We start from the raw sequence: 22,960 nt of genomic DNA on the forward strand, positions 1-22,960 counted from the left end.
GGTCAGCTCCCCTTCGCGGGGACGATCTGCAGATAGATCGCCGTGAGGACCATGTTCACGAAGAACAGCAGCATGAAGGTGATGACGACGGACTGGTTGACCGCGTCCCCGACCCCTTTCGGCCCGCCGCGCGGGTTCAGACCGCGGTAGGCGGCGACGATGCCGGCGATGAAACCGAAGATCAGGGCCTTGATCTCGCTGATGTACAGATCGGGCAGCTGGGCCAGGGCGGAGAAGCTGGAGAGGTAGGCCCCGGGGGTGCCGTGCTGCATGATCACGTTGAAGAAGTAGCCGCCCATCGTGCCGACGACGGAGACGAGGCCGTTGAGCAGGACCGCCACCAGCATGGTGGCCAGGACCCGCGGGACGACGAGGCGCTGGACGGGCGAGACGCCCATGACCTCCATCGCGTCGAGCTCCTCACGGATCTTGCGTGATCCGAGGTCGGCGCAGATCGCCGAACCGGCCGCCCCGGAGACCAGCAGCGCCACGATGAGCGGGCTGGCCTGCTGGATGACAGCGAGGACGCTGGCGCCGCCGGTGAAGGACTGGGCGCCGAGCTGTTGGGTGAGGGAGCCGACCTGGAGGGCGATGACCGCGCCGAACGGGATGGAGACGAGGGCGGCGGGCAGGATGGTGACGCTGGCGACGAACCAGAACTGCTCGATGAACTCCCGTACCTGGAAGGGCCTGCGGAAGGTCTCGCGGCACACGGTCCCGGCGAGGGTGAACAGCTTCCCGGTCTCGCGCAGCGGGGCGAGCAGCCGTGCCGGCCGTCGCTCCCCGGGCGCCTTCTCCGCCTCCCGGTCCGCCGGCGGCCCGGGAGGACGCACGGGCATGGGGGCGGTCATGGGCGCCCACCGCCCGCGGCGGGGCTGTAGCTGTTCAGGATGGCGGTACGGGCGGCCTCCGGCAGCTGTCCCATCATCGCCATGACCCGCTCGCGGCGGCGCAGGGCGCCCTGCCGCACGGGCAGGCCGGGCGAGGGCTCCAGCTGGGGCACGACGGTGCGCGGGGCGTTCGCCGAACTGATGCCCTGTCCGTACCCATTGAGCTGTTCGGCGGCGAGAGTGGCCGCGTCCTTCTCCTCCGACATGCCGATGGGCCCTTCGCGACGCCCGGCGAGGAACTGGGAGACGACGGGCAGGTCGCTGGTCAGCAGCACCTCGCGCGGCCCGAAGGTGACGAGGTTGCGGCAGAACAGCATGCCCATGTTGTCCGGGACGGTGGAGGCGATGTCGAGGTTGTGGGTGACGATCAGCATCGTCGCGTCGATCTGGGCGTTGAGGTCGATCAGCAGCTGTGAGATGAACGCGGTGCGGACCGGGTCGAGTCCGGAGTCGGGCTCGTCGCAGAGGATGATCTGCGGGTCCAGGACGAGTGCGCGGGCGAGGCCCGCCCGCTTGCGCATGCCGCCGGATATCTCACCGGGCAGTTTGTCCTCGGCCCCGAGAAGACCGACGATGTCGATCCGCTCCATGACGATCCGGCGGATTTCCGATTCCCTCTTGCGGGTGTGCTCACGCAGCGGGAAGGCGATGTTGTCGAAGAGGGACATCGACCCGAAGAGCGCACCGTCCTGGAACATGAGCCCGAACAGTTTCCGGGTCTCCATGATCTTCCGCTCGGGGCTGTTCACCATGTCGACGCCGTTGATGAGCACGCGTCCCTGCTCGGGCTTGAGCAGGCCGATGATGGATTTGAGGAAGACGGTCTTTCCGGTGCCGGAAGGACCGAGCATCACGCTCACTTCACCGGCGGGCAGGGTGAGGCTGACGTCCTGCCAGATGTTCTGCTTGCCGAAGGATTTCGTCAGGCCTTCCACGACTACTTCGATTCCCATCGGCCCTCCCTCGACGTATCGGTGAACGAAGTCATCTGTCAGCGCTCCGACTCTGAGAAATCCAATGGCGGCTCGTCACACATGCACCAGGAGGCGCACGTTATGTCCGCCGAAACCGCCAGGACAAGCCGTTGAACAGCGGAAATCGACGAACGGGGCACTCGGCGTGGATCACTTGTCACCGAGTGACAAATCCGGGGAACGACTTTGTCGGAACGTGCGCAAGCGATCCGCGTACGGAAAGGGGCCCTGGCCGCGACCCGCCCCGGTCAGGGGTCACCTGAGCGGGGCGGTCCTGAAAGCGGGCGGGAAGCGAATACGCACGGAGTGACAAAGTGCCCCGCCCGCCCGCCCACAGGAGGAGCGACTACTGCGTCACTCCGGCGTGCCAGTTCTGCGAGAGGATCTTCCCGGCATCCGGCACGACAAGCCCGGGCGCGCTGAGACCGGCGGTGTACGTCGAGGCGTTGTTCAGCACGAGGTTGTTCTTCCCGGAAGCGGCGGGCAGTCCGGTCTTCAGGTCGAGCACGCCGTTGAGGATGCCGCCCAGGCCGCAGCCACTGGACTTCGGCACGGCGAAGGTACTGTCACCCTGGCCGGCGCCCGTCAGAGCGATCTGGATCAGTGATCCGTCCGGGTTCGTCGCCCCGTCGGGATCGAACAGGGTCACGCCGAGCGTCGGCGCACTCAGGTTGCCGGGGTGCAGGACGATCGGGTTGCTCGTCGAGCCTAGGTAGCAGTTGGATCCGAGGAAGGGGTTCTGCAGGTGGATGCGGACCGGCAGCGAGACGATCGGTCCGGAGCTGAGCCCCGCCACCAGGTCGAAGTCGGTGGGCGTGCCCGCCGACTCCACCGTCGCCGTCACCTTGTTCAGCGAGGCGTCGGTGATCTGCCGGCAGATGCCGGAAACGACCGGGATGTTGCTCGGGCACATCAGGCCGAGCAGCCCGCCCGGGATGGTGGTGGCGCCGCTGATGATGGAGCCGCCGGCCGGCGGGACCACGGTGTACGTCCCCTCGGCCGGGTGCTGGATGACACCGAACTGGAGGTTGGTCGCCCCGGTCGTCGCCGTGGTGTTGCCGAGCTTGATCGTGCCGTTCGGGGACGTCGAGGTCACGCACAGCGCGATCTCGTTCTCGCCGTCCGTGGCCAGCATGGCGGGGTTGTCCACCGGACAGCGGGTGAACGGCGCCCAGCCGCCGTTGAGCTGGGTTGCCGCCGTTGCGGCGCCGGCGGGCGAGGCGGCCACGGGCACGACCAGTGCGGCAGCGGCCGCGGCCGCGAAAAGACCGTTTCGCCAGCTCTTCGGGACAGGTCTCATGTGTTCCTCGATTCGATTGCGCCACTGTGGATTGCGGAACTCGGTGCGAGGTGCGGACTTCCCGCCGAACCGTCGTGGTTCAGCGTTGCGCCTCGGGTATGTCGACCGGCTGCCCGTCCGGTGTGCAGTACGTGGGGTCGGCGCTCACGGTCGCGCACGGAGCGCCCTGGACCTGCTTGACGTAATTGGGCACGCCGGAGATCGACGCGGTGAAGAGGCTGTCGAGATCATCACCGGCGCTGCCGCATCCGCTGAACGGGGGGATGGTCACCCCTCCCGTCAACGCGCCGCCGCCGACCAGCGTGTACCCGTCGATGACACCCTCCGCGGTCCGCGTCATCCGGCCCTCCAGGGTGAGGGTGAACGGCTTGCTCGTGCGGCACGAGTCCCCGACGTCCAGCGGTACGCCGTTGACCTCGACATCGTGCAGCCGCAGGGTGAGGTCCAGCGTGATGATCGTGATGTTCTTGCTGGAGCCGTCCGACAGGTCGATGGCGATGTCGGACTTGATGTTCGGCACCGGGACGCCGTCCGCACCGGTCTTCGGCGGTATCTGTGTCATCTCCAGAACCGCCGTGGTCGGCATGAAGCCGAACGTGAGGAACGTGCCCTCGGCCGGTGGGAGCTGCGGCTTCCCCTGGTAATCCAGCACCACGGCGGAGTCCTGGTAGATGTGGAGGAAACCGGGCTGGGAGAAGTCCGGCACCGTGGGTCCCTGCGTGATCTGTCCGCAGCCCACGGGGAACTTGGTCGCGCTGTGAAGCTTCGCCACGTTCGCGTAGCCGGTGACGTAGGCGACCATGTTGAGCCCGTCGTTCGGATCACCCACGCAGGGGGGCACGCCGGCCCTGTCGGCCGGCGCGGCCTTCCGCTTGTCGGCGCCGACCTCCGGAGCCGCCGGGTCGGCCGGTTCGGTCTTGTTGTCGTCGTCCACGGCGGACCAGGTGGGCTCCGGTTCGGCGGACGCCGGCTCCTCCCCCGCGATCCGTACCGTGCCCATCGTCGTCTCCTGCCCCGCGTCCGGTGTGCAGGCGAGAGGCGTGGTGGGCGGTTCGAGGGGTGTCCCGTCGGCTTTCCGGGGCGTGAGCACGCCCGAGAGACCGGCGGCCGTGAACGCCAGATCGCCCGACGCCAGGGGCCGTACGAAGGGAACGCCGCCGGACGCGGTCAGCGTGAGGTCGCCGGACCCGGGAATCGGGACCGCTTCCTCGGTGTTACCGATCCACTCGCTCTCGGCCCGGTGGTCCTTCTGGGCAACCTGCGTGGTGAGCCGCGTCTCGGCGCTCAGCACCGTCGCACCGGCGGCGACCAGGTCCTTCAGAGCGGCTTCCGGCAGGGTCACCTCGGTCACGACCGCGGTGGGCTGGATCATCTCGCCGGGCTTCGCCGCGTCCGGAACGGTCGCGGTGACCCCGACCTTCACCGGTTGCCTGCCCGAAGGGAAGTCGCAGGTGTAGACGAGGTCGGCGTCGATCTCCTGATCCCCGGCCATCGCCTGGGCGCCGGGCAGCATGCCACCCAGCAGTACCGCGGTCGCCACGACGGCGCTGCGCGCCGTGGCACGACGCCGGACTCCCACCGACCGGATGCGCATCACTTACGGTTTCTCCCTTCGAGCGGACCGGACTGCGGACTGGGCTGCGGACCGGCTGCGGACCGCACGGCGGGTGACCCGCCGTGCGATCCCGTTCTCACCCACGGGTCGCGCGGGGCCGGATCAGCTGTAGACGATGGTCGGCTTGACCGTTCCGCCGGCCGGTGTGACCGCCGCGTAGGAGGCGGTGAAGGTCGGGACGTCGCCGACCTTCGCGATGCCGGTGCAGCCGCTCGCGCTGACCGCCGAGACCGTGAGCTTGTAGGTGGCGTTGTTGCTGACCGCCAGCTTGCCGGTGGAGTTGGTGTACGTGGCCGCGACTCGGCCCGTCACCGAGAAGGTGCAGGTGAGCACCTTGATGGTGGCCTTGACGCCGTCGATGTAGCCGCTGGTGACGCCCGCACTGTAGGTGTTGGCCACCAGGCGCCACGGCGTCGAGGTGTCCGTGGTCGGCGTCACGACGCCGAACGCACTGGTGCAGCCGGAGAACGTCAGTGGGGCGATGGTGCCCAGCTGGACGTTCGTGGTGCCGCTCGCCGATGTCAGCACACCGCTCGCGGCGGAGGACGAACATGTCATCGGGATGCTGTTGAGGGTCAGCACCGCGTTCGTGGCCGAACCCGAGAACGTCTCGGGTGAGTTGGGACCGACGGTCCACAGTGCCGTCGCGCCGGCGGTGGCGGCGGGGGCGGCGAGGACGACGGCGGCGGCGCCGGCACCGACCGCGACAGCGAGCTTTCTGAGGGAATTGCGCACAGTAGTTCCTCCGATTCGACAGTGCGGGTGCACTGCTGCGGGGACGCACCCGGGATCCTGCACAGACGCAGGGAGTGCGGCGATGAACCGTGTTGCGTGGGGGCCGTGCATGATCAGCCACACACGTTCTGTGACAGGCCGTGACGTTACTTGCGGGAAACTTCCAGCACAATCCTGCTCGTCAAGATTCTCCGTAAGAGACTTTTTCCTCGTCCGCCGGTCACTAATTCGCTCACCCGGCTTAGCACTTACTGCGCACTTTCCCGGCCATACCCGAAGCTCGCGGCCCCCTCACCCGTCCCGGCGCATACAGCCGCGCCGCCACCATTCCCCGCGGACACGCGGCCGCCCGGTGCCCCGGTCCGCCCGGACGCCGGCAATCGCCCGGCGGCTTCCTCCGGGGACGGGAGTCGGCCAGGCTTCGTGGTAACTGTCGGTGAGATTCCGCGTCGACCCCGCACAAGCGCCCCGAGAACGCCGGAATACCCGACTCCGATGACCGCCACCGAACGCCGGGAGGCCGGAAAACGGCGTGCGCCCGGGAATGCCGGACGAAATGGGCCACCGCGCCGCCACGGTCCCGGTGTCCGGGCGCCGAGGACACCCGGGCTTCGGGCCCCGGAACATTCGACGACGAATCGACCCGAGTTCCCCCATGCCCACCGTTACCCAGGGTTACTTCATTGTCGGGAGAAGAGCAATTGTCCGAAAAACATTGTCCTGAAGTGAGCATTCGCGTCCCACCTGCACGGAAGCACCACAACGCGCCCATGATGTGTGGCCCCTGCATTTTGATCTTGTTCAAGTGGTGCCCACAGCCGTCGCGTTGGTCTATCTTCATCGCGGACTTTGGTACGCACCTGTCGGTTCGTGGGAGCGCTTTCCCCCACTGCCTCACCCCCCACCGGGCGCCGGAGAGCAAGGGGACAGCCATGCCGCATCTCATTCATCCGTCCGACGCCGGCGACCCACTGGGACCGCTCCCCCAGGAATTCGCCGCCATTATGCGGCCCGAACTGCCCAGCCTCATCAAGGAGATAGGCGTCGAGGTGACCCGGGCGTACCCGGAGTACGCGCGCCTGCTCGACGGACCCAACGGACAGGCCCTGCGGGTCGGCGTGGAACAGAGCCTCTCCTCGTTCGTCGACCTGGTCGCCGAGCCCACGACGTCCACGACGCTGCGCGACGACATGTGCCGCCGCTTCGGCCGGTTCGAGGCCTACGAGGGCCGGAGCATGGAGGCGCTGCAGGGGGCGTACCGCCTCGGCGCACGGGTGGCGTTGCGCAGAGCGAAGAAGGTCGGCCGGAGCTACAACTTCTCCCCCGCCCTGATGCTCAGCTTCGCCGACGCGCTGTTCGGCTACGTCGACGAGCTGGAGTCGCTCTCGCGCGAGGGTTTCCTCGAGGCCCAGTCGCAGTCGGGCGAACAGAGCGAGGCCGTGCGCCGCCGGCTGCTCCATCTGATCCTCGCCGGGCGCCCGGTGCCGCGCACGGCCATCGCCGAGCTCTGCGAGCAGACCGGCTGGGCACTGCCCGAGCGGGTGACGCTGGTCGCGGCCCGGACGCCCGCCGGTCTCGACCGGGTCGAGGCGGACCGCGACCTGCTCGTGGATCTCAGCAGTCCGCAGCCGCACTTACTCATCCCGGGGCCACTCGACGAGGCTCGCAGACAGATGCTCGACCGGGCGCTCATCGGCACCCGCACGGCGATCGGCCCCACCGTACCGACGGCGCAGGCCTCGGATTCCCTCCGCTGGGCACGCCGCGTCCTGGAACTCGTCGACAGCGGAGTCATCGACGACGCCCCGGTCGTGCTGTGCGAGGACCATCTGGTCACCCTCTGGCTGCTGTCCGACCCCGCCCTGCTCGACCAACTGGCCGCGCGCGAGCTCGCGCCCGTCGCCGGCATCAGCGCGGCCCGGCGCGACAGGCTGGTCGAAACGCTGCGCATCTGGCTCGACACCCGTGGCACCGCCGCGCACATGGGAGCTCTCCTCGATGTGCATCCGCAGACCGTCCGCTACCGCATGCGCAACCTGGAGACCATATTCGGTGACCAACTCGTCAACCCGGAAAGCCGGTTCTCGACCGAGGCGGTCCTGCGTGCGCTCCAACTGCGGGCCCGCAGCGAGGACGCGTCTCGTTGAACGGCGCTCCGGCCGCGTGATCCGCGCACCGTCGCCCTGATGGGGGGCGGAAGCGACGCGGGGCCGGAGCACGTACGTCACGACGGGTCAACTTACCGACAGGTAAGAGGAAATACCCGGTCACTCCCAAACGGTTGCCACACGGAGACGTTCTCAGCGAGAAACCCGGAAGCGCGTCCCGTACACATGGAGGAGTCGGCAGCCCACCCGGCGGCCGCGCCGCCCGACCTCCTGGCCACCATTCGAGAGGGAACCCATGACCGCCTCGCACCTGCTCGTCCCCGTCCCGATCCCGGACCGCATCGCGGCACTGATCGGTTCCTGCACCCCGGCGCACATCGTGGAGGCGGAGTTCGCCGCCGAGTGCGCCGCGCGCGAGGTCCGCAGGTTCCGCGGCCCGCGGCTCGGCGTCGAGGACCAGGCCGACCGCGAGCAGGCCCTGTCGGAGCTGGCCCGTGCCAACAAGGTCCTCTCCGCCCACCACCCCCGCCTGGCCATCAGCCCCGGCAGCTCCTGGTGACTCCCCGGCCTCGTGTGACGGTCGGTCCCGCCCGAGGTCGTGTTCGCAGGGCCGGGTGGGCCCCGCGGCGATCGCCGGCACGCACGGGCGAGAGAATGCGGGGAACGGGCGGTGCTTGCGAGGCGAGTGACTCTTGTGGGGCGGACGTCGTGACGCCCCGGGGTCGCTGACGGGCAGCACCCCCGACGCCGTCCCACCGTCCGCCCCGAAACCCCTGGGGGAACCATGCCCGCCGCACCGCGCCCGTCCGTCCTGTTCGTCACCGACCTCGCCTACGAGGCCCGCGGCCGGCGCTACTGCGACGAGGACATCCACCTGACGTCGCGGCTGCGCGAGGACTTCGACATCGCGCTCTGTCACCCCCGTGATGCCGCAGCTCTGCTGGACGGTTTCGACGCTGTCGTCGTACGCAACAGCGGTCCCGTCCTGCACTACCAGGAGGAGTACGACGCCTTCCGCGCGCGAGCCCGGGAGGTGGGCGCTCGGGTCTACAACCCGCTGACCGGGCGCGGCGACATGGCGGGCAAGCAGTACCTCGTCGATCTGGGCCGGGCCGGGTATCCGGTGATCCCGACCGTGGACCGGGTGGCGGATCTGGGGCTGCTGCCCGAGTCCGAGGGCTATGTCGTCAAGCCGAAGCTGGGCGCGGACTCGGCCGGCCTGCGGTTCGTGCGGACCCCCGCGCTGCCGCCCGGGGCGGACGGCACGCAGCTGGTCCAGCCTCGGATCGACTTCCGGTACGAGGTGTCCTTCTACTTCGTCGACCACGACTTCCAGTACGCGCTGTACGCGCCGCACCCGGAGCGGCGCTGGGTCCTGGAGCCGTACGAGGCGATTGCGGCGGATCTGGAGTTCGCACGGTCGTTCGTCGAGTGGAACACCCTCGACCACGGCATCCAGCGGGTCGACGCGTGCCGGACCGCCGAGGGCGCTCTGCTGCTCGTCGAGCTCGAGGACCTCAATCCGTATCTCTCGCTGGACCGGGTGGCCGAGCCGGTACGGGAGGCGTTCGTCACCCGGATGAAGGCGTCGCTGAAGGATCTGCTGGGCTGACACGTCCGGCCGTTCACCGCATGCGTGGCGCCTGGCGCGGTGTGAGGGTGCAAAGGTGACCACTGCCAGCGAGACCGCCCCCGCCGCGCAGGTTGCCGGTGCCCCGCCCCTGCTCGATCCGCGCCGCCGGAACATCGTCTTCGCGACGATCGTGCTGGGCATTCTGCTGGCGGCCCTCGACCAGACGATCGTGGGCACCGCGCTGCCGACGATCGTCTCGGACCTCGGGGGCGCCGCCCACATGTCGTGGGTGGTGACGGCGTATCTCCTCGCGGAGACCGTGGCGACGGTCCTGGTCGGCAAGTTCGGCGACCTGTTCGGCCGGAAGATCGTCTTCCAGCTCTCGGCGATCATCTTCATCACCGGTTCGTTCCTCTGCGGTCTCGCGACCAACATGACGCTGCTGATCGTGTGGCGCGGTCTGCAGGGCATCGGCGCGGGCGGTCTGATGGTCACGTCGATGGCGCTGATCGCCGATGTGATCCCGCTGCGCGACCGCGGCAAGTACCAGGGCGCGATCGGCGCCGTCTTCGGCGTGTCGACCGTCATCGGGCCGCTGCTCGGCGGTCTCTTCACGGACCATCTGACCTGGCGCTGGGCCTTCTACGTCAACGTGCCGATCGCGATCGTGGTGGTCATCGCGGCGGCCCGCACGATCCCGTCCGTGAAGGCGGCGGGCCGGCCGGTCATCGACTATCTGGGCATCGCGCTGGTCACGGTCGGGGCGAGCTCGCTGATCCTGGCGACGAGCTGGGGCGGCAACGAGTACGCCTGGGGCTCCGGCGTCATCATCGGCCTGTTCGTCCTCGGTCTGGTGGCCCTGGCCCTCTTCTGCCTCGTCGAGTTCCGGGCGAAGGAGCCGATGCTGCCGATGAGGCTGTTCGGGAATCCGGTGTTCACCGTCTGCTCGATCCTCAGCTTCATCGTGGGCTTCGCGATGCTGGGCGCGATGATCTACCTGCCGACCTATCTGCAGTACGTGGACGGGGACTCGGCGACGCTCTCGGGGGTCCGGACGCTGCCGATGGTCATCGGCCTGCTGGCCGCCTCGATCTTCAGCGGCAACGTGGTCAGCAAGACCGGCCGTTACCGGATCTTCCCCATCGTGGGTTCGCTGGTCATGGCGGTCGGACTGTTCCTGCTGTCCCGGATGGGCCCGGACAGCGGGGTGTGGCTGGAGTCGCTGTACATGCTCGTGCTCGGTCTCGGCATCGGGCTGTGCATGCAGGTACTGACGATCGCGGTGCAGAACACCGTCGACTACGCGGACCTGGGCACGGCGACCTCGGGCGTGACGTTCTTCCGTACGCTCGGCAGCTCCTTCGGCACGGCCGTCTTCGGGACGATCTACGCCAACTCGCTCGGCCCGAACCTCGAGGACCGCGTCGCGGAAGCGGCTCGGGCGGGCGGTGATCCGGCGGTGCTGGCGAAGGCCTCGCAGAGTCCGCAGGCGCTGCACGCGCTTCCGGACGCCCAGTCGGCGCCGCTGGCCCAGGCGTATGCCGACACCCTGCACACGGTGTTCCTGTGGACGGTGCCGGTCGCGGTGCTCGGCTTCCTGGTGGCGCTGTTCCTGAAGGAGGTGAAGCTGCGGGACACGGCACGGGCCGGCTCGACCGACATGGGTGAGGGATTCGCCTCGCCGAGCGCCGGGGACTCGGCCCGGCTGCTGGAGTTCTCGGTGGCCAAGGTCCTGCGGCGGGTGGACCCGGACACGGCCCGGCGGATCGTGGCCTCGTCCGACACCCGGCTCGACATGGCGGGCGCCTGGGCGGTGATGCAGGTCGAGCTGTTCACCCGCATGGTCGGCCATGCGGGGCTCCGGCTGATCGCGGCCCGGCACCGGATTCCGCCGGAGGTCCTGGTGCCCGTCTTCGACCGGATGATCGAGGAGGGCTACCTCACCGGGGACGGACATCTGTTCACCCACACCGCGGCGGGCAGCCGGGAGGCCAGGACGATCACCGACGCCTGGTCCCACTGGCTCACCGAGCAGCTGGGCGACCAGCGGGAGCAGGCGGACGACGCCCGGCTGCGCGCCGCGGTCGATGTGATCGCCAAGCGGCTGCTGGCGGAGGACCTCACCCAGGAACTCTCCCCCGCGGCGCCGGCGGGCGCGCCGGTCTGAGGCCGCTCCGGGCCGCCCGGCCGGGGACCGTCAGTCGGCGAAGACCCCGGACCGTCAGTCGGCGAAGACCGCCGACTCGTACACCCACGCGCCCTCGTGCCGGACGAAGCGGCTCTTCTCGTGCAGCGAGTCGCGCCGGCCGCCCGACGAGTAGTGCGCCCGGAAGGTGACGGTACCCGTGGTGTGGAAGGCACTGCCCTCCGAGGTCTCCAGGATCTCCAGTCCCAGCCAGCGCTGACCGGGGTCGAGGTCGAGGACGTCCGGCCGGTGGTCCGGATGCCAGGTGCGCAGCAGGTAGGCCGCGTCCCGGACCACGAAGGCGGTGTACCGCGACCGCATCAGCGCCTCGCACGTCGGCGCCGCCGCCCCCGCGTGGAACCGCCCGCAGCACTCCGCGTACGGGGCGCGCAGCCCGCAGGGGCACGGCGAGGCCGCGGTGACCTCAGCGGCGGGAGCGGTGGAGGGCCGCCTGGGGCGTGCGGTGCGTCGGGACATGGATCCATTGTGACCTGCGGCGGTGACAGGTCGTGCGGCGGAGGTCGTCCGCCCGCGCCCCGAAGTCCGAATGGCCGGGTGGGAGGGCCGGGTTGACTTGCACCGGGCTCACGGGTCAGAGTCCCGCCGATGGAGATCACCGAGCTGACCGCCGCCGAACGCCGCGTCTGGGATGCCTTCCCCCGCGGTGACACCGTCGACTTCCGCACCGGGGACGAGGTGGCGGACGATCCGGAGACCGCCGAGGCCTGGGGCGGCGAACGCACCGTGCGCGGTGAGGTGCTGCGCGCGCTGCTGGCCGTCAGCCCGCAGGAGGACGGCCAGATAGCCGCGCTGCGGGTGACCGGCGCACGCGTCACGGGCGTCCTGAATCTGCGGTTCGCCACCGTCGCCTGCGCCGTGACCCTGCACCGTTGCCGTTTCGAGCAGGCGCCCGAGCTTTACGGGGCCGCGATGAGGCAGCTCAATCTGAGCGACTCGGTGCTGCCCGGGCTGTCCGCCGCAACCCTCCGGGTCGACGGCGTGCTCCGGATCAGCGGCTGCCGCATTCCCGGCCCGGTCAAGCTGGGCGGCTCGAAGATCACCCAGGCCCTGTTCGGCGACCGGGCGAGGATCGGCGTGCACGCGGACGGCTCGACCGCGTTCAACCGGAATCCGGTCCTCCAGCTGAACCACACCGTCATCGAGGACGATCTGTGGCTGCCGGGGCTCGTCCTGCACGGCGAGCTCCGGCTGGACGGAGCGAGCGTGTCCGGCCAGGTCCGGCTGGACGACGCCGAGCTGACGCATCCGGGGGCCACCGCTCTGCAGGCGGAGACCCTCACCGCAGGCACCGACCTGCATGCGATGCGGATCCGGATCCAGGGACGCACCAACGTGCGCGGCATGCGGATTCCGGGGCAGTGGAACCTCTCGTACGCCCGGCTCTCCAATCCCGGCGGAGTGGCGCTCCGCGCGAGCAGCTGCATGGTCGGCGAGTTCTGGCTGCGGGCCGCCGCGCCCATTCAGGGCGCCGTGAATCTGCGCCGCACCCAGATCGACCTCATCCACGCCGAGCCGGCCGTATGGCCGCGGGACGTGCGGCTCGACGGGCTGAGCTACACGGCCCTGCTGCCGACCCTGCCCGCCGAGCAGCGGCTTCCCCTGCTCGAGAGGGAGGGTGACGGGTACACCCCGTACGCCTACGAGCAGTTGACGACGTCGTACCGTCGGATCGGGGACGACAGCGCGGCGCGCACCGTGCTGCTCGCCAAGCAGCGCCGCCACCGCGGCACCCTGCCCATGTACGCCCGGATCTGGGGTTATCTCCAGGACGTCACCGTCGGGTACGGCTACCGTCCGGTCCGGGCCGCCACCTGGCTCGTGTCGCTACTGCTCATCGGCACGCTGGCGTACGCGGCTCACGAGCCGGTCCCGCTCAAGGCGGACGAACATCCCCCGTTCAACGCGCTCTTCTACACCCTTGACCTGCTCCTGCCCCTCGTCGACTTCGGGCAGGAGAAGGCGTTCAATCCGCAGAGCGGGTTCCAGTGGCTGTCGTACGCGCTGATCGTCACGGGCTGGCTGCTCGCGACGACGATCGCCGCGGGCATCAGCCGTTCGGTCAGCAGGCAGTAGCGGTGCGCACCCCCGTCGCTCAGCCCTTGCGGGCCACGCCCGCGTAGCCCGGGATCGGCTCGTCGCCCGGGACGTCGATGACCTCGCCGAGTTCCGGGTGCCAGTCGGCGGAGAGCGAGACGCCGGGGTCGACGAGTTCGAGGCCGTGGAAGAAGGCGGAGAGCTCGGCGTGGCTGCGGGGGCGCAGCGTCATGCCGCGGGCCTTGTAGAGGGCCGCTGCCTTGGCCGCGCCCTCCGGGTCGAAGTCGCCGGTGGTCTGGGAGAGGACGAGGTAGCTGCCGGGCGCGAGCTGGTCGACCAGGCGGTCCACCAGCTCGGCGGCGCCGTCCTCGTCGTCCAGGAAGTGCAGCAGCGCCAGCAGCGACAGGGCGACCGGCCGGTCGAAGTCGAGGACCTTGCCGGCCGCTTCGAGGATGACCTCGGGCCTGCGGGCGTCGGCCTGGATGTACTCGGTGGCGCCTTCGGGGGTGGAGCGCAGCAGGGCCGCCGCGTGGGCGAGGACGATCGGGTCGTTGTCGCAGTAGACGATGCGGGCGTCCGGCGCGGTCCGCTGGGCGATCTGGTGGAGGTTGGGTTCGGTCGGAATCCCGGAACCGATGTCGAGGAACTGCCGGATGCCGTTCTCCGCGAGCCAGCGGGTGGCCCGGTGCATGAACGCCCGGTTGACGCGCGCCATGTCACGGCCACGGGCGTCCACGGCCAGCAACTGCCGGGCCATCTGCTCGTCGACCGGATAGTTGTCCTTGCCGCCGAGGAACCAGTCGTACATCCGCGCAGGATGCGGCTTGCTCGTGTCGATCTCGACGGGGGGCTCGTGCCCGGTCATAGCGCGCTCCTTGGTTCCGTGGTCGGCGAACAGAGGACTGCTTCGGTGCGCGGCGACCGGGAACCGTCCGCGCGGAGACGTAGGCCGGGCGAGGTCAGGTCAGGAGGAAGTCCGCCTGGCCCGCCTTGGCACCCTGGATGAAGGCGGCGATCTCGCGGTGGGAGTAGATGAGGGCCGGACCCTCGGGGTCGGCCGACTGGCGCATGGCGATTCTTCCGTCGGAGAGCTTCATCGCCTCGACGCAGTTGCCGCCGTTGCCACCGCTCCACGGCTTGTACCAGCCTTCGGAGCCGAGATCGGCGGCCGGCATGCCGTTGTATATGGGTGGTGTCATCACAGCTCCTTGCGGAAGTCCCGGAGGATTTCCTTCGTGCGTTGTGCAGTCGCGGCCTGGGCCGCCATGCGGTCCATGACCTCGAGGTAGGAGGCCACCTCGGGGCGCGCGTCGAAGTAGACGGCCCCGGTCAGGTATTCGCTGTAGACCATGTCGGGAAGTTCGGGGACGGCGAACCGGAAGAGGACGAAGGGCCCGTACGTGCCCGGGTGGTGGCCGGTCGAGAACTCGGCGACCTGCAGGGTCACGTTGGGCATCTCGGTCGCTTCCAGCAGCCGGTCCGTCTGGGCGCGCATGGCGTCGGGACTGCCCACCGGGCGGCGCAGCACCGTCTCGTCCATCACGACCCACAGCTTCGGGGCGTCCGGCCGGGTGAGCAGGGACTGCCGCTCCATCCGCAGGGCCACATGTCGTTCGATGTCCTCGGGCCTGGTCTGGCCGATCGCTCCGGTGCGCATGACGGAGCGCGCGTAGTCCTCGGTCTGCAGCAGTCCGGGGACGAAGTGCGGCTCGTACATGCGCAGGAGGCTCGCGGCGCCCTCCAGGCTGACGTACATGCTGAACCAGTCGGGCAGCACGTCGTGGAACCGCTGCCACCAGCCCGGCTTGTTGGCCTCCTCGGTGAGATCGACGAAGGCGTCGGTCTCCGCCTCGGCGATGCCGTAGGCCTTCAGGAGCGCCTGCACATAGGGAATCTTGAGAGCGACCTCGGCCGTCTCCATCCTGCGGATCGTCGCCGGGGCGACGCGGAGCACCTTGGCTGCCTGCTCCCGGCTCAGGCCGACACGCTCCCGCAGATCCTGCAGGCGCTTGCCCAGAACGACCTGACCCACGGTCGGGGCGGACCGCGGTTCGCTCACTTCAGACCTCCCCATGCTCTGTTGCCAGCAGTGTGCCATGTGCATCCCACCAAGAACACAGCCACTCTGAAATTTTCAGAGTGCCCCTTGCCAAGTGTTCCCGACAGGGGGAGAGTTGGTGAGTGAACCAGTTCACTCGTCATGCCCGCCCTTTTTCAGGAAGATCGCGAAGCGTGACACAGCCCCCACTGTGAGGATTCGGTCGTGGCACCTGGCAGTGCGCTCATCCCCCGGCTCATGGATCTCAGCCCCGGGACCGAAGCGCTCCGGTACTGCTTCGCGCTGCCCGCGCAGCCCGAGTCGGTCGCCGGTGCCCGGCGGCTGACGCGGGCCCGGCTGGACGAGTGGCGGCCGGACGGCGACACCTACGACGCCGCCGTCCTCATCGTGTCCGAGCTGGTCACCAACGCGGTGGTGCACACCGCCAGCACCCGCGTCGTGTGCGAGTTGAGCCGCCTCGGCCACCGGCTGCGCATAGCCGTGCAGGACCAGGGACACCAACCCGGCGGGCCGCGTCTGGGCGCCGGTGCCGACGACGAGCACGGACGCGGCCTGCTGCTCGTCGACGCGATGTGCAGCGCCTGGGGGTCCCGCGACGCGGGGAACGGGTCGGGCCGCATCGTCTGGGCGGAACTGCCGCACGGCTCGGAGCACTCATGCTGAAGAACGCCATGTCCCATCTGCTCGGAGCCAGGCGCTCCCGCGAACCGGGCTGCGTCCCCGCCGCCGGCATGGTGCAGCTGCCGCTGCCGGCGTCCCTCTCGGCGAGCCTGGGCTGTGACGCGGTGGGGGTGCCCGCGCGCTACGGCTTCCGGCTGATGTCTCATCTGCCGCGCACGGGCTGCGTCTTCGCGGACGCCGAGCGCTGGTGGTGGATCGTGCCGTCCGGCTCCGACCTCGATCTGGACTGGCCCGCGCAGGCCGCCTACGCGCGAGGGACCCGCGTCCCGGCGGTGCGCCCCCGGCTGATCCACCAGCCGGACAGCCGGACGCCCTACACCCCGCCCATCCCCCTCTTCCTGATGGTCTGCCAGGTGATGGGGGTGGCCCCTTCGTGGGCACCCGCGGGCGGACCACGCGTCGTCTCCGCTCCCTGACGCCCTTTCCCGTGTGCGTGCGGGGGTGTGGCGGCTATCGCAGGTACGACAGCCCCGGGTGCGCCTTCACGTAGCCGTCGACGAGCCGGCGGGCCACTGAGACGGAGTCCACCAGCGGGTGCAGGGCGAAGGCGCGCACGGCGTCGGTGCGCGAACCGCTCGCCGCCGCGTCGAGCACCGCGCGTTCGACGGCCTTCACCGCGGTGACCAGGCCGACGGCGTGGTACGGGAGCGGGTCGACCGCGACCGGGCGGGCGCCGTTCGCGTCGACCAGGCAGGGCGCCTCGATGACGGCGTCCTCGTCGAGCACCGAAAGGGTGGTGCGGTTGCGGACGTTGAGGATCAGAGACGTCTGCTCGTTGCGCGCGACGGCCCGCATGAGGGCGAGCGCCACCTGTTCGTAGCCGCCGGAGTCGAGGTCGCTCTCGTCCCGCTCCCCCGCCCCCGCGACGTCCCGGTTCTCCGACATGTACGTCGCCTCGCGCTCGGCACGGGTGCGGTCCCAGGTGGCCAGCGCCGGTGTGGCGGGGTCCTTCATCCGGCCGTAGAAGCCCTCCTGCTGTGCGCGGAGGAAGGCGCCGCGGGTCTGCTCGGCGTCCCGGTAGGCGCGGACCGCCTCCCGGTTGAAGTAGTAGTAGTGCAGGTACTCGTTGGGGATCGCGCCCAGGGAGCGCAGCCAGTCGGCGCCGAAGAGCCGGCCCTCCTCGAACGAGCCGAGCAGCTCCGGATCCGCGAGCAGGCGCGGGAGTTCGTCCCGGCCCTCGACGTACAGGCCCCGCACCCAGCCGAGGTGGTTGAGGCCGACGTAGTCGATCCGGGCCCGGCCGGGGTCGGCGCCGAGCACGCGGGCGATGCGGCGCCCGAGGCCGACGGGCGAGTCGCAGATCCCGATGACGCGGTCGCCGAGGTGGCGGGACATGGCCTCGGTGACCAGACCCGCGGGGTTGGTGAAGTTGATGACCCAGGCGTGCGGGGCCAGCCGACTGATGCGGCGGGCCAGGTCGACGGCGACCGGTACGGTACGCAGCCCGTAGGCGATTCCGCCGGCGCCGACGGTCTCCTGGCCGAGGACGCCCTCGTCGAGTGCGACCCGCTCGTCCGCGGCCCGGCCCGCGAGGCCGCCGACCCGGATCGCCGAGAAGACGAAGTCGGCGCCGCGCAGCGCCTCGTCCAGTTCCGTGGTGGCGACGACGGCCGGCGCGTCCGGAATGCCCTCGGCCTGCTCGGTGAGGACCCGGGCCACGGCGGTGAGCCGGTCCGCGTCCGTGTCGTAGAGAGTGACGGCCGTGACGCGGCCCTCGGCGTGGTCGGCGAGCAGCGCCCCGTACACCAGAGGAACCCGGAATCCGCCGCCGCCCAGAATTGTCAGCTTCACGCTTCCGCATGGTACGTGGGTGGCGGAACGGGGCGCGGACGACCGGCCGGTGGGCCGGGACGCCCGCGCCCGTCAGCGGGCGCGCGGTTCAGTAGCCGTTCCACCAGCGGGTCACGACGCGCCACAGCCTGGCCGGGGCCGCGGGCCTGCGCTGCTGAGGGATCATTCCGGCCGGGGAGCCCTCGCCCACCCGCCCCTCGACGGTCACGGTCGCCCCCGCCGGGGCCGCGCCGGCCGCGGAGGCGGGAACGGGGGTGCGTACCGGGGTCGGCGCCACGTGGCGGACCGCCGACTGCACCTCCCAGTCCTGGCGCGCCGGGTTCGGCTTGCCCATGGACGGCGGTTCCCGGTCGTCCTGCGGGGAGCGCGGCGCGAACTCGGCGGGCAGCTCGACCAGATGGCGGCCCATGATGTTGCCGACCCAGCGCAGTTCGCTCTCCTCGACGGCGAGTTCGAGGTCGGGCAGGCGCATCAGCAGGGCGTCGACGCCGACGTCCGCGATCGCGCGGCCGATGTCCTGGCCCGGGCATTCGTGGGGTCCGCCGCTGAACGCGAGGTGGGCACGGTTGCCCTCCATGTTGGCGTCGAGGTCCGGCCGCACCAGCGGGTCGGTGTTGGCCGGGGCGATGCCGACGATCAGGGCGTCGCCCGCCTTGATGCGCTGCCCGCCCAGTTCGGTGTCGCCGACCGCCCAGCGGCCGAAGACGGCGGTGAACGGGGGCTCGTCCCAGAGGGTCTGCTCGACCGCCTCGGGGACGGTCATGTGCCCGCCGCTGAGCCGGGCCCGGAAGCGCGGATCGGTGAGCACCATGCGCAGGACGTTGGCGATCAGGTTGGTGGTCGACTCGTAGGAGGCGATCAGGATGAGCCGCAGATGCTCGGCGACCTCCTTGTCGTTCATGGCGGCGGGGTGCTCGACGAGCCAGGTGGCGAAGTCGTCCGCGGGTTCGCGGCGGCGCCGTTCGACGAGCCGGTTCAGCGCGGCCAGCACATAGGCGTTGCTCTCGACGGCGGTCGCGGTGCCCCGGGTCATGTCACGCGCGGCCTGCACCATCCGGTCGTTGTACTCCTCCGGCATGCCGAGGATCGCGCACATCACCATCATGGGCAGCCGTTCGGCGAAGGCGCTGACCAGGTCGGCGCGGCCCTCACGGCAGAAGTCGTTGACGAGCCGGTTGCTGTACCGGTTGACGTGGCGGCGCACCCCGCGGGTGTCGATCCGCCCCATGGAGTCGGTGACGGCGCCGCGCTGACGCTCGTGGGCGGCACCGTCGGCGAAGGCGCAGATCGGCTGCCAGGTGAAGATCGGTGCCAGGGGGTGGTCGGGCGCGACGCTGCCGTCCTGCAGGGCCCGCCAGCGGCGCGAGTCACGGGAGAACTGCGAGGGCGTACGGGTCATGTGCAGGTTCTCGCTGTGCCCGAGGACCAGCCACGCAGGTACGTCCCCGTGCAGCAGCACGGGCGCCACGGAGCCGTGTTCGGCGCGCAGTTTGTCGTACAGGCCATGCGGATCCTGTTCGGCCTCGGGGCCGTAGAACCGTCGCACGCCTCCGGGGCCGATGCCGAGGCCGTGGGCCGGGCACTCGGGGGGCGGAACCTGCCCCCGGGCCTCGCCGGGTTCGTAGTGGAATGGGGTTGTCACGATCGCTCCAGGGATCAGGCTGCCAAGGGCCGGACGGGTGGGGTACGCGAATCGGGTGCGGGGCGGCGTCAGCCGAGCGGGACGGCCAGACTGTGCAGATAGCGCATCAGGGTCATCAGCACATCGCGGCTGGAGGCGCGCAGCCGGGCGTCGCAGTCGATCATCGGGACCTCGTCCGGCAGGTCCAGGGCGCTGCGCAGCGCCTCGACGGGGTGCTTCGGGGCGTCGGGGAAGGTGTTCACGGCGACGACGAACGGCACGCCGCGCTCCTCCAGCCGCCCGATGACGTCGAAGCTGACCTCGAGCCGGCGGGTGTCGATGAGCACGACGGCGCCGAGCGCGCCTTCGAACAGCCCGTTCCACAGGAACCAGAAGCGCTCCTGGCCGGGCGTGCCGAACAGATAGAGGATCAGCTCCTCGCTGATGCTGATCCGGCCGAAGTCCATGGCGACGGTGGTGGCGGTCTTGCTCTCCACCCCGAAGTTGTCGTCCACGCCGACACCGGCCTGGGTCATGGTCTCTTCGGTGGTCAGCGGCCGGATCTCGCTGACCGAGCCGACCATGGTCGTCTTGCCGACCCCGAATCCGCCGACGATCACGACCTTCACCGCGGCGGTGGCCGTGGTGGGCAGGATGTCCTCGCTCCGTGGGCCCGTGATCGTGTCAGAGTTTCTGAAGTCCATGCATCACCGCTTCGAGGAGGGACCTGTCCGGGAGGGTCGCGCGGACGATCGGCGCGCGCGATTCGATCAGTTCCGTGGCGAGGAGTTCGGTGAGGAGCGAGGTCACCACGCTGAAGGGCAGGCTGAGGTAGGCGGAGATCTCGGCGACGGATAACGGGGCCTGGCAGAGCCGCAGGATCACGGCCTGCTCGGGCTGGACCGTCGGGGTCGGCTGCGACTTCGAAACCACCATCGTGACCAGGTCGAGCGCTGCCCGCTCGCTGCCGTCGGGATCGCCGGTGATGACGTAGAGCCGTTCCGGATCGCTCAGTGCCGGATCGGCCTTGGGGCGTTCTCGTCGGGAAGAACTCATCCGGCCTGCCCGTCGTGCCGGGGCGGGCTCGTGAGGTGGGCGCCGATCCGTACGACCATGTCGCGCATCCGTGCTCCGACGAGCCCCGCGTCGACCGTCTCACCGGCGAGCACCGCGAGGTACGCGCCGGTCCCGGCGGCCATCAGATAGAAGAACCCGCCGGTCACCTCGATGACGACGAGCCGCATCTTGCCGTCGCTGTACGGGATTTCCGAGGCGACCGCGGCGGCCAGGCTCTGCAGCCCGGCGCAGGCCGCCGCGAGCCGGTCCGCGACGTCGGGGTCACCGCCGTGCCGGGCGATGCGCAGTCCGTCCGCGGAGAGCACGACGATCTGATGGATGTCGGGGACGTCGTCCGCGAGCTCCTTGAGCATCCAGTCCATGTTGCCTCGCTGCTGGATCACTTCAGGTCTCCCTTGTCCCACGCATCGTCAGAGTCGTCGTCCGTCCTGGGCTCCTGGGGCACGCCGTTGGCGGCCTTGGTGAACGCCTCCAGCCAGATCCCGGGAGGCGGCTCCGTTCCGTTGGCCCGGCCGCTGCCGTTGCTCCGCCCGGCACCGTCGGTGGACTGGGCGGGGAGGTTGTGCGAACCCAGCGGCGCGCGGCCGCGGCTGCGGCGCTGCGGGAGTCCGCCCGAGGTCCATTCGGTCACCACGGGGGCGTCGTCCTGCATGGCGACGGCGGGGGTGGCGGGGCGCGTCTCGGGTGCGACCGGTCCGGTGGCCGGGCGGGAGGCGACGGGGCGCGGCTTGCGGTGGGGGCTGCGGGCCGGGACGACGTGCTTCATGTCCGCGAGGTCGATGTCGCTGGTGGGCCGCGACGTGGCGCCGATGCCGTGGGCGATGCCGGGCGCGGGTCCGGTGGTGATCATGGCGCGGGGCACGATGAGCACGGCGCGGACGCCGCCGTACGCGGACTGGCGCAGCGAGACCTGGAGGTCGTACATCCGCGACAGCCGGCCGACGACCGCCATGCCGAGGCGGGGGGACTCACCGAGGTCGTTCATACTCGAGCCGGCCTGGGCCCTGGCGAGCATGTTCTCGGCCCGGGCGCGGGCCTCCTCGCTCAGGCTGACGCCGCCGTCCTCGATCTCGATGGCGATGCCGGTCTGGACCTCGACGGCGGTGACGTGGACGCGGGTCTGCGGCGGTGAGTAGCGGGTGGCGTTGTCGAGGAGTTCGGCGCAGGCGTGGATGAGCGGTTCGACGGCGGTGCCGATGATGGCGACCTTGGCGATCGAGTGCAGATCGACGCGCGGGTACTCCAGGATGCGTGACATGGCGCCGCGCAGCACGCTGAACAGCGGTACCGGCTTGGGCCACTGACGGCTGGGGCGTGCGCCGCCGAGCACGGCGATGGAGTCGGCGAGCCGGCCGATCAGCGCGGTGCCGTGGTCGATGCGCAGGAGGTCGTCGAAGACGTCGGGGTTGCGCCCGTGGTGCTCCTCCATCTCCCGCAGTTCACTGGCCTGCCGGTGGACGATCGCCTGGACGCGGCGGGCGACGTTGACGAAGGCGCGCTGCGCGGAGTCACGCGTCGCCTCCTCGTTGTCGATGATGTCCAGCACGGTGTAGACGAGCGAGCGCTGGGCGTCCGGGAGATGGCGGTAGACCTCGTCCGCGTCGACGACGTCCCGCAGCACCTCGTCGGGCGAATTGCCCACGCGCAGCCGGTGGATCGCGGCGGGGAGGAGCTCCTTGCTGATCCGCACGGTCTCTTCGTCATGGTTGGCGATGCGCCGCTCCAGCGCGGTGACGCGCTGCTCGTAATGCGCGCGCTGGCGCCGGATCGTACGGGCGCGGCGGGCGAGTTCGGCGGTGAGCACGGCGACCACGACGGTGGCGAAGGCGCCGCCCCAGATGAGTGGTATCCGCGCGGCCTCGGCAACCAGGGCCACGGCGGCCGCGGTTGCTCCGGCCATCACGACGACGGACAGCAACACGGTGCGGACGACGGGGGTTTCTCGGTCGATCGGTGGTGATTCAACACGAACCATCTAAAACCTCTGGCGGTTGATTCGGGAGGTATATCGGGAGCTACGGCACTTACAGGGCAGGAGGGAACAAGCGCTCGAATTCATATCAACTCGGCTTCACTGCGCGTGAGCTTAGTCAGATCGAAACAGTGCTTCGGCACATTCGCCCAACCCCCTGCGCGAGCGCTCGGGCGGTAATACACTCACGAGTTTTTGCACGCACCGCCAACGGTCGTGCGCGAGGAGTGACGAAGGCCGGGTATGCGGGGCCTGGCCTGCGCATCCCCTCTTGCACGAGACGGGGACCGCCGGGACAAGGGCACATGTGATCGAAGCGGATCG

22 protein-coding genes are annotated in these 22,960 nt (G+C 70.1%); 7 read left to right on the plus strand and 15 right to left on the minus strand.

What is annotated here, in order from left to right:
• Positions 1–2: 2 nt before the first annotated feature.
• From ABTX18_RS02960 to ABTX18_RS02980, 5 genes are all read right to left on the minus strand, one after another.
• Positions 3–851: an MlaE family ABC transporter permease gene (locus ABTX18_RS02960; protein ID WP_352120952.1), complete on the minus strand. Its 849-nt coding sequence runs from the start codon at positions 849–851 to the stop codon at positions 3–5.
• Entirely contained in the window at positions 848–1,843 is a 996-nt protein-coding gene (locus ABTX18_RS02965; protein ID WP_136324787.1) for an ABC transporter ATP-binding protein, read from the minus strand. Before ABTX18_RS02965 ends, ABTX18_RS02960 begins: the two co-directional genes overlap by 4 nt.
• Positions 1,844–2,210: 367 nt before the next feature.
• Positions 2,211–3,164: a hypothetical protein gene (locus ABTX18_RS02970; protein WP_352120953.1), complete on the minus strand. Its 954-nt coding sequence runs from the start codon at positions 3,162–3,164 to the stop codon at positions 2,211–2,213.
• Positions 3,165–3,243: 79 nt separating this feature from the next.
• Positions 3,244–4,758, minus strand: coding sequence for a DUF6801 domain-containing protein (locus tag ABTX18_RS02975; RefSeq protein ID WP_352120954.1), 1,515 nt, complete (start codon positions 4,756–4,758; stop codon positions 3,244–3,246).
• 123 nt (positions 4,759–4,881) lie between these two features.
• Positions 4,882–5,514 carry a hypothetical protein gene (locus ABTX18_RS02980; protein ID WP_352120955.1) on the minus strand — a complete coding sequence of 211 codons (633 nt, stop codon included), beginning with the start codon at positions 5,512–5,514 and terminating at the stop codon, positions 4,882–4,884.
• A 932-nt stretch (positions 5,515–6,446) separates the two neighbouring features.
• On the opposite strand from ABTX18_RS02980, the gene ABTX18_RS02985 reads away from it, so the two are divergent.
• From ABTX18_RS02985 to ABTX18_RS03000, 4 genes are all read left to right on the plus strand, one after another.
• The gene (locus ABTX18_RS02985; protein ID WP_352120956.1) at positions 6,447–7,661 is read left to right on the plus strand and encodes a PucR family transcriptional regulator; all 1,215 of its coding nucleotides are present in this window, start codon (positions 6,447–6,449) and stop codon (positions 7,659–7,661) included.
• A 256-nt stretch (positions 7,662–7,917) separates the two neighbouring features.
• Positions 7,918–8,181, plus strand: coding sequence for a hypothetical protein (locus ABTX18_RS02990; RefSeq protein ID WP_352120957.1), 264 nt, complete (start codon positions 7,918–7,920; stop codon positions 8,179–8,181).
• 225 nt (positions 8,182–8,406) lie between these two features.
• Positions 8,407–9,234 carry an ATP-grasp domain-containing protein gene (locus tag ABTX18_RS02995; protein WP_352120958.1) on the plus strand — a complete coding sequence of 276 codons (828 nt, stop codon included), beginning with the start codon at positions 8,407–8,409 and terminating at the stop codon, positions 9,232–9,234.
• Between the two features lie 55 nt (positions 9,235–9,289).
• The gene (locus ABTX18_RS03000; RefSeq protein ID WP_352120959.1) at positions 9,290–11,362 is read left to right on the plus strand and encodes an MDR family MFS transporter; all 2,073 of its coding nucleotides are present in this window, start codon (positions 9,290–9,292) and stop codon (positions 11,360–11,362) included.
• Between the two features lie 54 nt (positions 11,363–11,416).
• Here the strand turns inward: ABTX18_RS03000 and ABTX18_RS03005 are convergent, their stop codons facing one another.
• Positions 11,417–11,857: a YchJ family protein gene (locus ABTX18_RS03005; RefSeq protein ID WP_352120960.1), complete on the minus strand. Its 441-nt coding sequence runs from the start codon at positions 11,855–11,857 to the stop codon at positions 11,417–11,419.
• A 129-nt stretch (positions 11,858–11,986) separates the two neighbouring features.
• Here ABTX18_RS03005 and ABTX18_RS03010 point away from each other — a divergent pair, with 129 nt between their 5' ends.
• Entirely contained in the window at positions 11,987–13,474 is a 1,488-nt protein-coding gene (locus tag ABTX18_RS03010; protein ID WP_352120961.1) for a membrane-associated oxidoreductase, read from the plus strand.
• 19 nt (positions 13,475–13,493) lie between these two features.
• On the opposite strand, the gene ABTX18_RS03015 is transcribed toward ABTX18_RS03010, so the two are convergent.
• The 3 genes from ABTX18_RS03015 to ABTX18_RS03025 all read right to left on the minus strand — a co-directional run bounded on the left by ABTX18_RS03015 (position 13,494) and on the right by ABTX18_RS03025 (position 15,494).
• Positions 13,494–14,300 (minus strand): SAM-dependent methyltransferase, encoded by an 807-nt coding sequence (locus ABTX18_RS03015; RefSeq protein WP_352120962.1) that lies wholly within the window; start codon positions 14,298–14,300, stop codon positions 13,494–13,496.
• Positions 14,301–14,394: 94 nt separating this feature from the next.
• On the minus strand, positions 14,395–14,634 hold the full coding sequence (locus tag ABTX18_RS03020; RefSeq protein ID WP_352120963.1) for a DUF397 domain-containing protein: 240 nt from the start codon (positions 14,632–14,634) through the stop codon (positions 14,395–14,397).
• A complete protein-coding gene (locus ABTX18_RS03025) occupies positions 14,634–15,494 on the minus strand; it encodes a Sco1979 family transcriptional regulator (RefSeq protein ID WP_352120964.1) in 861 nt (286 codons plus the stop codon). The genes ABTX18_RS03020 and ABTX18_RS03025 overlap by 1 nt, the downstream gene beginning before the upstream one ends.
• Before the next feature lie 204 nt (positions 15,495–15,698).
• Here ABTX18_RS03025 and ABTX18_RS03030 point away from each other — a divergent pair, with 204 nt between their 5' ends.
• Together ABTX18_RS03030 and ABTX18_RS03035 are read left to right on the plus strand one after the other, a co-directional pair.
• On the plus strand, positions 15,699–16,157 hold the full coding sequence (locus ABTX18_RS03030; protein WP_352120965.1) for an ATP-binding protein: 459 nt from the start codon (positions 15,699–15,701) through the stop codon (positions 16,155–16,157).
• The gene (locus ABTX18_RS03035) at positions 16,151–16,591 is read left to right on the plus strand and encodes a hypothetical protein (protein WP_352120966.1); all 441 of its coding nucleotides are present in this window, start codon (positions 16,151–16,153) and stop codon (positions 16,589–16,591) included. The genes ABTX18_RS03030 and ABTX18_RS03035 overlap by 7 nt, the downstream gene beginning before the upstream one ends.
• A gap of 34 nt (positions 16,592–16,625) precedes the next feature.
• On the opposite strand, the gene ABTX18_RS03040 is transcribed toward ABTX18_RS03035, so the two are convergent.
• The 6 genes from ABTX18_RS03040 to ABTX18_RS03065 all read right to left on the minus strand — a co-directional run bounded on the left by ABTX18_RS03040 (position 16,626) and on the right by ABTX18_RS03065 (position 22,639).
• On the minus strand, positions 16,626–17,966 hold the full coding sequence (locus ABTX18_RS03040; RefSeq protein ID WP_352120967.1) for a 6-phospho-beta-glucosidase: 1,341 nt from the start codon (positions 17,964–17,966) through the stop codon (positions 16,626–16,628).
• An 88-nt stretch (positions 17,967–18,054) separates the two neighbouring features.
• A complete protein-coding gene (locus ABTX18_RS03045) occupies positions 18,055–19,608 on the minus strand; it encodes a cytochrome P450 (RefSeq protein WP_352120968.1) in 1,554 nt (517 codons plus the stop codon).
• Positions 19,609–19,676: 68 nt separating this feature from the next.
• Positions 19,677–20,291, minus strand: a complete 615-nt coding sequence (locus tag ABTX18_RS03050) for a GTP-binding protein (RefSeq protein WP_352120969.1) — start codon at positions 20,289–20,291, stop codon at positions 19,677–19,679.
• On the minus strand, positions 20,272–20,643 hold the full coding sequence (locus ABTX18_RS03055) for a DUF742 domain-containing protein (protein ID WP_352120970.1): 372 nt from the start codon (positions 20,641–20,643) through the stop codon (positions 20,272–20,274). The genes ABTX18_RS03050 and ABTX18_RS03055 overlap by 20 nt, the downstream gene beginning before the upstream one ends.
• Positions 20,640–21,047, minus strand: a complete 408-nt coding sequence (locus tag ABTX18_RS03060; RefSeq protein ID WP_136324765.1) for a roadblock/LC7 domain-containing protein — start codon at positions 21,045–21,047, stop codon at positions 20,640–20,642. Before ABTX18_RS03060 ends, ABTX18_RS03055 begins: the two co-directional genes overlap by 4 nt.
• Positions 21,044–22,639: a sensor histidine kinase gene (locus ABTX18_RS03065; protein WP_352120971.1), complete on the minus strand. Its 1,596-nt coding sequence runs from the start codon at positions 22,637–22,639 to the stop codon at positions 21,044–21,046. Before ABTX18_RS03065 ends, ABTX18_RS03060 begins: the two co-directional genes overlap by 4 nt.
• Positions 22,640–22,960 lie beyond the last annotated feature (321 nt).

The sequence above is a fragment of the Streptomyces sp. NPDC096323 genome (genome assembly GCF_040302845.1).
In the GTDB taxonomy this organism is placed as follows: Bacteria; Actinomycetota; Actinomycetes; order Streptomycetales; family Streptomycetaceae; genus Streptomyces.